This is a genomic window from Fretibacter rubidus (assembly GCF_041429785.1).
Lineage (GTDB): Bacteria > Pseudomonadota > Alphaproteobacteria > Caulobacterales > Maricaulaceae > Fretibacter > Fretibacter rubidus.
In genome coordinates this window covers 1,522,799-1,534,659 of the sequence record NZ_CP163423.1, presented here as the reverse complement: position 1 = coordinate 1,534,659, position 11,861 = coordinate 1,522,799, and the positions used below count along the sequence as shown (strand labels likewise).

12 protein-coding genes are annotated in these 11,861 nt (G+C 49.8%); 6 read left to right on the top strand and 6 right to left on the bottom strand.

What is annotated here, in order from left to right; translation table 11 throughout:
* The first annotated feature begins 29 nt into the window (after nt 1–29).
* The 4 genes from AB6B37_RS07270 to AB6B37_RS07255 are packed head-to-tail and all read left to right on the top strand — an operon-like array spanning nt 30 to nt 1,576.
* Nucleotides 30–659: a TrbI/VirB10 family protein gene (locus AB6B37_RS07270; RefSeq protein ID WP_371398227.1), complete on the top strand. Its 630-nt coding sequence runs from the start codon at nt 30–32 to the stop codon at nt 657–659.
* Between the two features lie 2 nt (nt 660–661).
* The gene (locus AB6B37_RS07265; RefSeq protein WP_371398226.1) at nt 662–889 is read left to right on the top strand and encodes a DUF2274 domain-containing protein; all 228 of its coding nucleotides are present in this window, start codon (nt 662–664) and stop codon (nt 887–889) included.
* Nucleotides 890–926: 37 nt separating this feature from the next.
* Nucleotides 927–1,250, top strand: a complete 324-nt coding sequence (locus AB6B37_RS07260; protein ID WP_371398225.1) for a DUF736 domain-containing protein — start codon at nt 927–929, stop codon at nt 1,248–1,250.
* A 59-nt stretch (nt 1,251–1,309) separates the two neighbouring features.
* The gene (locus AB6B37_RS07255) at nt 1,310–1,576 is read left to right on the top strand and encodes a helix-turn-helix domain-containing protein (protein WP_371398224.1); all 267 of its coding nucleotides are present in this window, start codon (nt 1,310–1,312) and stop codon (nt 1,574–1,576) included.
* Nucleotides 1,577–1,628: 52 nt separating this feature from the next.
* Here the strand turns inward: AB6B37_RS07255 and AB6B37_RS07250 are convergent, their stop codons facing one another.
* Nucleotides 1,629–1,841 carry a tyrosine-type recombinase/integrase gene (locus tag AB6B37_RS07250; protein ID WP_371398223.1) on the bottom strand — a complete coding sequence of 71 codons (213 nt, stop codon included), beginning with the start codon at nt 1,839–1,841 and terminating at the stop codon, nt 1,629–1,631.
* Between the two features lie 43 nt (nt 1,842–1,884).
* On the bottom strand, nt 1,885–2,649 hold the full coding sequence (locus AB6B37_RS07245) for a tyrosine-type recombinase/integrase (RefSeq protein WP_371398222.1): 765 nt from the start codon (nt 2,647–2,649) through the stop codon (nt 1,885–1,887).
* 165 nt (nt 2,650–2,814) lie between these two features.
* Here AB6B37_RS07245 and dusA point away from each other — a divergent pair, with 165 nt between their 5' ends.
* Nucleotides 2,815–3,807 carry a tRNA dihydrouridine(20/20a) synthase DusA gene (gene dusA, locus AB6B37_RS07240; RefSeq protein WP_371398221.1) on the top strand — a complete coding sequence of 331 codons (993 nt, stop codon included), beginning with the start codon at nt 2,815–2,817 and terminating at the stop codon, nt 3,805–3,807.
* Here the strand turns inward: dusA and AB6B37_RS07235 are convergent.
* The 4 genes from AB6B37_RS07235 to AB6B37_RS07220 form a co-directional block, all read right to left on the bottom strand.
* Complete coding sequence (locus AB6B37_RS07235; RefSeq protein ID WP_371398220.1) at nt 3,804–4,730, bottom strand: AEC family transporter; 927 nt, start codon at nt 4,728–4,730, stop codon at nt 3,804–3,806. The genes dusA and AB6B37_RS07235 overlap by 4 nt on opposite strands.
* A gap of 67 nt (nt 4,731–4,797) precedes the next feature.
* Nucleotides 4,798–5,517, bottom strand: coding sequence for a DsbA family protein (locus tag AB6B37_RS07230; protein ID WP_371398219.1), 720 nt, complete (start codon nt 5,515–5,517; stop codon nt 4,798–4,800).
* A 52-nt stretch (nt 5,518–5,569) separates the two neighbouring features.
* Nucleotides 5,570–6,964 carry a M48 family metalloprotease gene (locus AB6B37_RS07225; protein ID WP_371398218.1) on the bottom strand — a complete coding sequence of 465 codons (1,395 nt, stop codon included), beginning with the start codon at nt 6,962–6,964 and terminating at the stop codon, nt 5,570–5,572.
* Nucleotides 6,965–7,141: 177 nt separating this feature from the next.
* Complete coding sequence (locus tag AB6B37_RS07220; protein ID WP_371398217.1) at nt 7,142–10,117, bottom strand: ribonuclease E/G; 2,976 nt, start codon at nt 10,115–10,117, stop codon at nt 7,142–7,144.
* A 450-nt stretch (nt 10,118–10,567) separates the two neighbouring features.
* On the opposite strand from AB6B37_RS07220, the gene AB6B37_RS07215 reads away from it, so the two are divergent.
* Entirely contained in the window at nt 10,568–11,731 is a 1,164-nt protein-coding gene (locus AB6B37_RS07215) for an N-acetylmuramoyl-L-alanine amidase (protein WP_371398216.1), read from the top strand.
* The last annotated feature ends 130 nt before the right edge of the window (nt 11,732–11,861 follow it).

The window sequence follows — 11,861 nt, the reverse complement described above, 5'->3', positions numbered from 1 at the left end:
TGATCATTGAATTCGATGGGCTGGCTCATTTGAAACAAGCATTCATAGACCGCGAGAATGACGAGATTTACAATAGTCACGGACTCGTCTCGCCACGCTCACCTTATCAGGTCATGGCGGGTAATCTTATTCCGGCTTCATTGGTCACAGGGCTTAATTCTGACTTGCCGGGACAGGTTATCGGCCAAGTCACCGAAAACGTCTTTGATACCGTAACAGGGCAGCATTTATTAATACCGCAGGGATCTCGTCTTATGGGGCGTTACGATAGCGTTATTGCGTTCGGGCAGAGCAGGGCGCTTGTCGTTTGGACGCGGCTTATTCTGCCCAATGGTGACAGCATTCAGCTTGATAATTTACCAGGGTCCGATGCCCAAGGTTTTGCAGGCCTCAAGGACAAGGTGGATCGACATACATGGCAGTTCATTAAAGGGGCTGCGCTTTCGTCATTATTATCAATAGGGTCAGAGCTTGCCAGTGATGACGGCGACCGCCTTACGCGCGCACTTCAAAATGCAGGCCAGGACACGGCTAATATAGCAGGGCAGCGCATCATTGACCGTAACCTCAATGTGCAGCCCACACTCAAAATACGGCAGGGATGGCGGTTTAACGTCATCGTCAGCCGTGATCTCATTCTTAAACCCTATGGAGGATAGCTATGGCTGATAAGCCGAACCTTAAGTTACCAAAATTGCAGCAGCACAAACCCGTCAAAGTTCCGGTGACGCTGCCGCACGAACTCAATGCAGATTTGGAGGCTTATGCCGCCATTTATGAGAAGGCCTATGGAGAGAAACAGTCCATTGGCGCGCTCATCCCGTCCATGCTTGCCGGCTTCTTAGCCAGCGATACTGGATTTAAGAAGGCTAAGCGCGAGCTGGCTTAACTGTTTCGATTAACGCCAATTTTGAAAGGACTTCGATATGGCTAATATAGGTACATTTAAACCCATGGAAAAAGGCGGCTATCAAGGCACGATAGTCACCATGATGACGAGCCGAAAGGTACGCATTGTTCCCAATGAAAAGAAGAAATCTGAGAATAGCCCGGATTACTTCGTCAAATCCGGCCGTTGTGATCTCGGTGTCGGATGGAATGAGACATCTGAACCAGACGATGACAAAGAGCCGGTGGATTACGTTAGCATCAAGTTTGACGGCCCAGAAATGTATAAACCGTTTAACGCAGCGCTCCTTGATCGTGAAGACGGGGCAGACTTGGTTTGGTCGCGGCCTAAATCAAACTAGTACAAATTGATATGATGCGCACGTTAGTGCGCATCATCGAATGAAACAGGAGCTAAGATATGGAAAGAGAACTTGATGGCTTACCTCAGCAGAAGAGGCAAGAAAGTAAAATTGATAGTCCGTATAAGACAGTAGAAGAGGCTGCAGAGTATTTGCGTTTAAATCCACGTACTTTGAACAACATGAGATGTGCTGGAAAGGGTCCTTGCTTTCATAAACACGGACGACGAGTGCTTTACCATATTGATGAGTTGGCTAGATGGTCGGGCTTAACCAAACAAATCATGCAAGAACCTGATATGGATACGTATAGTCTTTTTGCTTGATTGAATCGGAATACAAATAAATGAATCATATGAGCTGCTTTGGCGGTTCTTTTTATATGGGCCTTACAGATGATAGGTGACTTGGCTCTGGTGGCCTATATTCGGCAAAAACGACGGCAGGGTCGAGGTGAGTGTAACGTTTTAGCATTTTCCAGTCTTTATGACCTGTAACAAGCGCTACTTTTTCAATGCTTAGTCCGGCCTCAAACAATCTGCTGGTCGCTTCATGCCGAAAATCATGGAACTTAAGATCTTCGATACCCAACTTATTTCGACCTTTTCTATATGCACTTCCAACAGACCGGCCTTTAAGGAAAAATTCGTCCTGTTACGCTTGAGTGAAACCTTTGTTCCTCAAGTAATGCCCATGCGTCATACCCTGTAAGATTAATCATTGGGACCCGTTGGTCATTGCCTTGTTTATTCCTTGGGTCTTTTCTATCGCGCAAAACGACACATCGCGTCCTGGCATCAACGTCCTCCCAATTTATTCTACATATCTCGCCTTGTCGCATACCGGTCGCTACAGCAAATTTGATTATCCTAGCGATAGGCATATCAGTTTTGGCAAAGTTCTCGAAATAGCTAATAAGCCTATCTAGCTCTGATTGAGTAGGGCGTCTGTCTCGTTCGTTCGACCGACCAATCAGGCCTAACCGTCTTAACGCGACTCTGGCCAAATCTACTTGCTCTGTAGATATGTTGACACCGTGCACAGCGGCAGCGTGGGTGATAATTGTGTGAACATAGGATATGTCTGCTGATAGGGTTGCAGGGCCTGCACCTTCCTTGGCCCGAAGTCTGCCATATTCTATAACTTTTGCTCGAGTGAGGTGAGGGATGCGAACTCTCCCAAGATGCTTGTGAAGAGTACGGAGAGCAAAATCTTTGGATCTTCCTAATGGTTTATCGACCTCAATCATATCTGCGATATGTAAGTCGATGAGTTGCCCAAATGTACTAAATCCACTAACTTTAGGTGCTATTATTCCTCGTCCTGTTTCAGTTCTTCGATCAGCTTCAAATGACCAAGAGACAGCATCAGACTTTTTTTGAAAAGGTTTTTGACGCATACTGGCCCTTGCGTCTAATCTGTACGCGGTAGTTGCCTGATTTAAGTTTTACTATAGTTGCCATATCGTGTGCAATTTGTGTGCAGTAACACAGAGAATCGGGGTGATTTCCAGTGAATTTGAGTGCACACGCGTCCTTTCTAAGTGTTTGAAGTATAACAAAAAATGAAGCAAAATCAAGAGTTTACAGTAAGTGTGGCGCCCATGATGGATTGGACGGACCGCCATTGCCGTTGGTTTCACCGGCGGCTCAGTCGCCATGCGCGTCTTTATACGGAAATGGTGGTGGCTGATGCGGTCATTCATGGCTCGCGAGATCGGTTACTCGGTTTTGATGATAGCGAGCACCCCGTGGCGCTTCAGATTGGCGGATCGGATTCCTCTAAACTCGCCCGCGCCACAGAGATCGGAGCGAGCTACGGGTATGACGAGATTAACATAAATATTGGTTGCCCATCTGACCGCGTGCAGTCCGGGGCGTTTGGCGCGTGTTTGATGAATGATGCACCGCTTGTGGCGGACTGTTACCGCGCCATGGCAGACGCAAGTGATGTCCCTGTGACGGTCAAATGCAGGCTAGGCGTCGATGACCAAGACGTCGCGACAACGCTCCCGCATTTCATAGAGACTGTGGCGGCTGCTGGATGCAAACACTTTATAATTCATGCGCGCAAAGCATGGCTTCAAGGGTTAAGCCCAAAAGAAAACCGGGATGTGCCGCCGCTCGATTATGACTTGGTACGCGATATGAAAGCGCGCTTTCCAAAACTTGAGATTGTCCTGAACGGCGGCCTGACAGAGATAGACGATGCGCTCAATCAAACCCAAGGCCTTGACGGTTTTATGCTGGGCCGTGCGGCCTATCATAACCCGTGGATTTTAACGCAAATTGATAGTGCGGTTTATAGTGCGCCAGCATTTGCGCGTAGTCGCGATGACATCGTGCACGACGTTATTGCCTATACACAATCGCGCGAGGATACCGATCCATCAACCAAGGCCATTATTCGACATATCATGGGTATTTACGCCGGACAGCCAGGCGCGCGGTTGTTCCGACGTCGGTTGAGCGAAGGCTTGTCGCAAAAACTACTACCCTCACAGGTTATTGAAAACGCGTTGCATACAATGCAGTCCAGAAAAGCGGACGCTGCCTAGGTCGCGCTCACCCATAACATCAACGCGTAGACGGCTGGCATTGTAATCGCAGCCAGTACGGTTTGGACCGCAATCAGATTTGCGGAAAGCGGAGCGTCGCCGCCAAGCTGCCTTGCGAGGATATAGCAATTCGTTGCCGTCGGTGTGCTAGCGGCGATAACACCAATCGCCAAATGCATAGGTGTCACACTAAGCGCAAGTCCGATGGATAAGACAAGTAGCGGCAAGCTCAGTAATCGCGCAACAGACCAGAATAATGTCCGCGGTCCTGCGCGGCGCAGGGCGCTTAAATCAACGCCAGCCCCCGCCGTCAAAAGCCCAAGCGCGATAACAGATTGCCCCATAATTTCCAGGGTCTTATCCGCAACGCCTGTCGGGGCGAAGCCTGTGACGTTTAAAAACCCACCGATAACACAGGCGATAATCAAAGGATTTTTGGAAAGGTCACGTATTACATTCGGCGTTGTTCCGTTCACGTTATTTGCAAACCGCGTGAGTGCCAAAACCGATAAAATGTTTGCTGTGGGGATCATGGCGGCTGCCGCTATGGCAACAAGTGCCAAGCCCTCAACACCGTAAAGCGATCCAGCGATAGATAGCGCAACAAAGGTATTCCAGCGTACATTAGATTGAATAATGCTGCCTGTTGCTGGATTGGGGCGTTTGCGCATAGACGGGCGAAGTAAACCCGTAAGGCCCAAAATACATTGGGCTGCGATTAATGTGCCTGCCAGGGCCCATGGCGCGCTTTCAAAAGGGGCTTTTGCAAGAACACGAATGATAAGCGCGGGAAAAAGAAGAAAATAACTTATCCGTTCGATCGCGCGCCAACCATCGGGGGCTATTACGCCCCGCCACGCGATGAAACGACCCAGCGCGACAATAATAATAACAGGAAATAATGCAGCGCTAAATGCAAACATGGCGGGCCTTTGTCAAAGCCCGCCTATGCGTGAAATTAGTTATTTTCGCAAGTAGCAAGGAAAGGTTTTAACCCTCTAGCGCAGCGTCCAGCATGGCTTGCAAACGGTCTGTATTGGCACCTGCAAGGAAGTCATCATTGATAATAAAGAAAGGTGTCCCAGTGAGGGCAGGGATACGGTTCGCCAGAATTAAAGCATCTTCGAGTTGCTCGTCAAGCTCTGGGCTTTTGCGGTCTTTTTCAAATTTTTTCATATCCAAGCCAGAGTCTTTGGCAATCTTTTGGATGCGTTCCTCTGATAGGCCTGTCGCCTCCATAAGGGCGAAATGCACTTCCGCATATTTGCCTTGCTTATGGGCGGCGAGGGCGGCTTTGGCGGCCATACGAGATGTGCCCGTGCGGCCATCGAGAATAGGCAGTTCTTTAAACACAACGCGGACATCATCGGGATGCTTTTTCATCACATCGCCGACCCAGTCGGTGGACCGTTTACAGAAGCCGCAGTTATAATCAAAAAACTCAATGATAGTGACCTTGGCGTCCTTTGGACCCAAGATAACATTGCGGCTATCGCCTTTGATGCTTTCATAAACAGTGGCAATCGCTTCGCGCTCCACTTTGCGGTCAAGCTCTTCTAGGGCATCGCGGACTATTTCGGGATTTTTCATGAGGTAATCAGCAATAATGGCTTCGACCTGTTTGCGTTCAATATCTGCTGGTGTGGCTTGTGCACAACCGGCAAAGGCTGCCATGGATAGTGATAAGGCAATAGCGCTGAGTGTTTTCATGATAATCTCCCGTGTATCCCGCCCGCATAGGCTAAAATCTTTAAGGTTTGTTTTACGGTTTAGGGCGGTAACGGTCTTTGCCACGACTTGCAAGCTGTGTGTTTGATATCACGACAATGTCAGCAGCGCGTCGGTATTGAGGCGTATTACGCACCATGTCACGTTGCGCACGTTCAGCAAAAGATCGAGCACGGTTCAAATCGCCAAAAGCAAAAGCTTGTTCCGCTGTCGCATAGCTTGCGAGCGCATTATTGCCTTGGCGGCCGTAAGCTTGGGACAGATGATACCAAGCTGCGCCGTTATCGCGCTCTTTTTGCAAGGCGGATTTTAAAAGCTCAACGGCGCGGTCAACGGCGACAGGATCGGCGGTTTCAATCAAAGCCTGCGCTAAAGCCATTTCAAAAAGCGGCGCGTCGGGCTTTAAGGCAAGGGCGCGTTCTGCAGGCTCAATAGAGGCCGTTCCTTGACCTGATTCAAATAACATCTGCGCCTTAAGTTCGTAAAAATACGGATTTTTTGGATAATCCGCAATCAGGCTATCAATTTCTCTAATGGCACTACGCAGATCAGCACCCTTAAAATAGGCAACAGACCGCGCATAGCGGGCTTCGTCCGATTGGTCACTTTCGGGATATGTTCGAAATACAGTTTGCGGGGCGTCCAAAAAGCCGCGCAGTTTGGCTTTTGTCATCGCCAGACGTTTGATGTCCTCTGGACTATCAACGGCGTCCCGATAAGGGCTTTCGGCGACAACTTCACGCAGAGCATCAATCCGATTTGATGAGAGCGGGTGAGACCGGAAATAAGGATAACGACGGGCCTGTGAGAAGACTTCTTGGTAACGGAATTTTTCAAAAAATTGGATAAGGCCTTCGCCAGATTGACCTGTACGCTCTAAATATTGCGCGGCGTATTGGTCAGCAACAGATTCGGCAACGCGCGTGTGTGCGAGCACCTCAAGTGCGCCAAACTGTTGAGACCCCGCTAGGATGGCTGCACCAGCACCGCCTTCGCCCGCCAAAATAGCCGCGATACCCAAACCTGCGGCAATTAACATGGCGCCGTAAGCACTGCGGTTGCTGTAATCGCTACGGGCAATACGACCATCTGCAATATGACCTGCCTCATGGGCGATAACGCCCTTTAACTGGTTGGGTGTGTCAGATTGCAGGATAAGGCCAGAGTGAAGGAAGATATTTTGCCCGCGGGTAACAAAGGCGTTAAGCGACGGGTCATTGACGATATATAAGTCGACATTGGATCCGTTTAGCCCTGCGGCCGCTAGTATGGGCTGCGTGAATTCCTCCAGCGTGTCCTCGATTTCCGTATCACGAAGCAGGGATTGCGCATCGGCCGATGTAGACGCGCCGACCATAACGACGGAGGCGAGCAGGGCAGCCGCCCCAGTCTTTACGGCTCTGCTAAATTTAGATCGAAGTCGCGGCATAACTATCTCAAAGCGTTGAATATAACGTTGTGAACATCGGCATTTGCGTGCGCGGGGTCAAGTGAACGGCTTGTAAGAATACAGTGGAATAACGCAATCGTGTAGCGCATTGCCGATGTCTCATAAAAAAGACCGCAGTTTCGTGCGGTCTTTTTTATTGTGAGGTCAATGTAGGCTCTATTTTAGAATACGTGAGAGCCACCCCCCTTTTTTCTTACCACCCTTATCATCGTCATCAGATCCGGGTTTTGAGGGTGCAGCGCGGCGTGCAGGAGCCTTTTTCTTACCATCCGACGGGCTTGGTGGCGTAGTCGATGTTGGCGTCTGTGCCTTAATCGGTGCTGGTTTTGACGCAGGCTTGGCCGCTGTGGTTTCTTTCACAGGGCTTTTCTTTGCAGGGGCTTTCTTCGTTGGGGCTTCTTTCGTCGCAGCAGCCTTTTTGGCAGGAGCCTTCTTGACAGCAGCCTTTTTAGCAGGCGCCTTTTTAGTGGAAGCTTTTTTCGCAGCAGTTGTCTTTGCGGGCGCTTTTTTGCTCGCCACTGTTTTGGTAGCCGCTTTTTTCGGTGCGGCTTTCTTCGCAGGGGCCTTCTTCACGGGCGCTTTATCTGCATTAGCTGCTTTCGCAGGCGCTTTGCGACTAGGGGCCTTTTTCGCGGCTGGCTTTGTCGCTGCCTTTTTAGCGGTGGCGGTCTCCGCAGGCGCTTTCTTCGTTGGAGCCTTCTTTGTCGGAGCCTTCCGTGTGCGCTGAGGTTTCGTCTCAGCAGCGGCCTCATTGGCCGCATCAGCCATAGGCTTTCGACCTGGGGCCGCTCTTACGCCCTTGCGAGACGGAACTTTGGCGACCGATTTTTCTGTCGTCTCAGTTTTAGCGTCCATCGTTGGCTCTACTGAAGGCCAAGACGCCTGTTCAGCTTGTGAGTTACGCTTTGGTGCAGCACGGCGACGCCCTTTTGGTTTGTCACTTGTGTTATCACCCGCTTTTGCATCAGCACCCTCTGGCGTATTCTCGTCTTTGTCTTGCGCTTTCCGACGACGCCCGCGACTACGCTTGGGTTTGCTGTCAGCATCGCGAGACTCAGTTTTTTCACCTTTAGTTTCGGCGGCATTGTCCTCGCCAGTTGACTCGGACGTGTCCGTATCCTCACGACGTTTATTGCGACCACCGCGGCGTCCGCGACGGCGACGTTTACCCCGGCTTTCATCGGACGTATTATCAGACCGATTGTCTGTGTCAGCTTTGGCGGGCTTATCACCGTCGTTCTCGTCATTTTGGTCATCATCTTGATTGGACGTTTGCTTGTGACCTGTGGGTTTCTTGTTCCGAATTTCGTGATTAAGCTTTTTGTTTTCGCGTTCAATGGCTTCCAATGGATCGTCTGAACCAGACGTTTTCTCAACGATTTCAATCGCAAAGGATGGACGGATAAGGTTCTCGTCACCCGATAATTCCGTGAAGAGGTTAAACTCTTCATCGACTTTGGTCAGCAAATCACGTTTTTCGTTAAAGACATAAAGCGCGACGTCAGGGGAGACTTTGAGCTTGATACGCTTGGCTTGGCCGCGCGCTCCAATCTCTTCAACGGCGCGAATGGCGGCGAGGGCGCTGCTTTCAATTGTCCGCTTACGGCCAACACCATCGCAATGCTCGCACGAGGCGGTCGAGCCTTCGAGAAGGCTACGGCGGCGGCGTTGCCGTGATATTTCCATCAAGCCGAATTGTGAAATACGGCTATATTGAACACGGGCGCGGTCCTCTGAGAGGGCTGTTTTCATCTTCTTTTCAACGGCACGATTGTTGCGATTTTCGTCCATATCAATGAAATCAATCACAATAAGGCCCGCAAGGTCACGTAAGCGCATTTGACGAGCGACTTCTTCGGCGGCTTCGAGGTTAGTCTTAAGCGCCGTGCGCTCGACATTGCGTTCTTTTGTCGAACGGCCAGAGTTTACGTCTACAGAAACAAGGGCTTCAGTCGGGTGAATAACGAGGTAACCGCCAGATTTAAGCTGCACAACGGATTGCAGGCTGTTCTCAATCTGTTTTTCAACTTCGTAGCGCAAATAGAGTGGGACGGAGTCTTTGTAATGTTTCACATTCTTCGCATGGCTCGGCATGAGCATTTTGATGAAGTCTTTGGCATTGCGATAAGCATCATCGCCTTGCACCAAAATTTCGTCAATCTCGCCATTATACATATCGCGAATGGCGCGTTTGACCAGATTGCCTTCTTCATGAATAAGGGCAGGGGCCGTGGATTTCAGGGTTGTCTCGCGAATAGTTTCCCATAGCCGCGTTAGATAATCATAATCGCGTTTGATATCAGCTTTGGTCTTTTTAGACCCCGCTGTGCGGACAATAACGCCAATACCGGGCGGCACGTTCAAATCATTGACAATGGCTTTGAGATGCTTGCGATCAGAGCTATTTGCGATTTTGCGCGATATGCCGCCACCCCGCGGTGTGTTAGGCATAAGCACGCAATAACGTCCTGCCAGCGACAAATAAGTTGTCATGGCCGCACCTTTATTGCCGCGCTCTTCTTTGACGGCCTGGATTAGCAGGATTTGGCCGCGCTTAATGACTTCTTGGATTTTATAACGGCGACGTTGAATACGCTTGCGACGGACTTGCGCCGTCTTAACTTGCTCTGAAGCGACTTCTGCGTCGTCTTCATCCGTGGCGTCTTCTTCAAGGTCTTCATTCGGGTCGACATCGTCCTCGGCGTCATCCTCGTCGTCTTCGGCCGCTTCTAATGCGTCAAGATCGATATCATCATCGTCAATATCGTCATCGTCTGATTTTGTTTTTGTTTTAGCAGAGACTGCCTTTTCCTTGGCTTCATCTTCTTCGTCGGCTTCGGCATTATCGGCCTCTTCCGCCTCAATAAGGGCCATGCGGTCCTCATAGGGGATTTGATAATAATCGGGATGAATTTCGCTAAAGGCGAGAAAACCGTGACGGTTTCCGCCGTACTCAACAAAAGCAGCCTGTAGTGAGGGCTCTACGCGTGTGACACGCGCGAGATAGACATTGCCGCGCAGCTGACGCTTGTTGCGGCTTTCAAAATCGAGTTCTTCAACCCGCGTCCCGTTGACAATGACGACCCGGGTTTCTTCCGGGTGGGAGGCGTCGATAAGCATTTTCTTTGACATGGTAAGCTCCAGATAGCCCTATCCGTAAACTGGCCAGTAATCGCGCTAAACCGTGCATAAACACAGGCGCGAAAGCCGTTAGGGTGGCGCGTATAAGACGCGCGGGCTGTTGTTTTGTGATTGTTATTTGATATTTTGGCATACGCAGCGTTTGGCGGCCCATCGGCGCGCTAAATCGTAGATTTTTAAATGCTGCGTTCATCGTATCTCTTATTGCGTATCGGATGATACTGGTAAGGCGGCACGCCTTTAGGGTGCTTCAGCCTCTGATGGTGTGACCTTGCCTCATTACATGGCAATGCGCAAAGCCTTTTTGCCTGACGGCGTGCGATTGTCTGAAATTGCGGGCGTTATGGTAACCCAATGTCAACGCTTAGGCCGCTATTACAGTTTTGTTAACCACAAAGGACCTGTTTCGTGCGCAATTTGCTTTGCATTTTTACTCTAGTAATGCTGGCCACAACATTGATATGGGGCGGAACGGCCCATGCGCAAGACATTAGCCGTGTTGATATTACCTCTGATTCTCAAAAGAACGTGCGAATCGATATCACATTTACAGGCAAGGCTCCGAAACCGAGTACTGTGTTTGCGATTAATGATGACAATCCACGTCTCGTGATGGATTGGAATGACGCAAGCTTTCAACTGTCCCATAAGGACAACACGATAGATGGGCAGGGCATTGTCAAATCTGTACGCTACGCACGACGCGGTAACGGAACCCGCTTAGTTATTGATTTAAAACAGAAGAACCTAAAACCTATTGAGCGTCAAAACGGCCGGCTAATGACTTTCACTTTTGGAAGCCCAAGCACGTCGGATGCGCCAAAGGCAGTAAAAACTGTAAAAGCAAATGAGCTAGACCCTCGATATTTTGCTAAAACAACTGTGCCCTATCCTATACTCAAGCCCAAAAGCGTGGGCGTCGCCTCCAGACCTTATCGCCGGCCTGTCATTGTAATAGATCCTGGCCACGGAGGGCGAGACCCAGGCGCAATTGGCCAAAAGGGTACCAAAGAAAAGGTCATTACATGGACGGCGGCCCAAGAGTTACAAAGACAACTTTTGGCAACTGGGCGCTACGACGTGATTATGACGCGGTCCAAAGATGTCTACGTCGAACATAAAGAGCGTATCAGAATTGCGCGGGCGGGCGGCGCGGATTTATTCATTTCTATTCACGCTGATTCTGCGGGGCCAAATGCGCGCGGGGCCACGGTGTACACACTCGCAGATAGGGCTAAGACACGCTCAAAACGCATCGTGAATACGCAAAATTGGATCATGGATGTTGATTTAACAGAACAAACCGACCCTGTGGGTGACATTCTTGTTGATTTAGCGCAGCGCAGCACAAAGTCTAATTCAACGCAATTTGCCGATATATTAATCGGGGAATTGGCGGGCTCCACGCGTCTTATCAATAATTCGCACCGACGGGCTGGGTATTTTGTACTCCTTGCCCCCGATGTGCCAGCCGTCTTGTTGGAGCTTGGCTTTCTGTCCCATCCGTCTGATGAAAAGCTTCTTAACAAGTCATCACACCGTAAAAAGGTTCTGAAGTCGGTTACCTCTGCAATTAATTTGTATTTTGACGCGCAAAGCCCGTGACCTATGTCTAATGGATGCTTATAATTCGCTTTAAAGACGAATCTTTGTAAAGGCTATTGTGCGCATTTCATGCAGAGTGGTCATAATCGCGCCGTATTACTTTGGTTTGAATGTAGAGCGCAGAAAACGA

What these genes read in the sequence shown, in the direction of transcription:
- AB6B37_RS07260 (WP_371398225.1), top strand. Translation starts at nt 927, where the DNA reads ATGGCTAATATAGGTACATTTAAACCCATGGAAAAAGGCGGCTATCAA.
- AB6B37_RS07230 (WP_371398219.1), bottom strand. Translation starts at nt 5,517, where the DNA reads ATGAAAACACTCAGCGCTATTGCCTTATCACTATCCATGGCAGCCTTT.
- AB6B37_RS07215 (WP_371398216.1), top strand. Translation starts at nt 10,568, where the DNA reads ATGCTGGCCACAACATTGATATGGGGCGGAACGGCCCATGCGCAAGAC.
- AB6B37_RS07235 (WP_371398220.1), bottom strand. Translation starts at nt 4,730, where the DNA reads ATGTTTGCATTTAGCGCTGCATTATTTCCTGTTATTATTATTGTCGCG.
- AB6B37_RS07225 (WP_371398218.1), bottom strand. Translation starts at nt 6,964, where the DNA reads ATGCCGCGACTTCGATCTAAATTTAGCAGAGCCGTAAAGACTGGGGCG.
- AB6B37_RS07220 (WP_371398217.1), bottom strand. Translation starts at nt 10,117, where the DNA reads ATGTCAAAGAAAATGCTTATCGACGCCTCCCACCCGGAAGAAACCCGG.
- AB6B37_RS07245 (WP_371398222.1), bottom strand. Translation starts at nt 2,649, where the DNA reads ATGCGTCAAAAACCTTTTCAAAAAAAGTCTGATGCTGTCTCTTGGTCA.
- AB6B37_RS07255 (WP_371398224.1), top strand. Translation starts at nt 1,310, where the DNA reads ATGGAAAGAGAACTTGATGGCTTACCTCAGCAGAAGAGGCAAGAAAGT.
- dusA (WP_371398221.1), top strand. Translation starts at nt 2,815, where the DNA reads ATGAAGCAAAATCAAGAGTTTACAGTAAGTGTGGCGCCCATGATGGAT.
- AB6B37_RS07265 (WP_371398226.1), top strand. Translation starts at nt 662, where the DNA reads ATGGCTGATAAGCCGAACCTTAAGTTACCAAAATTGCAGCAGCACAAA.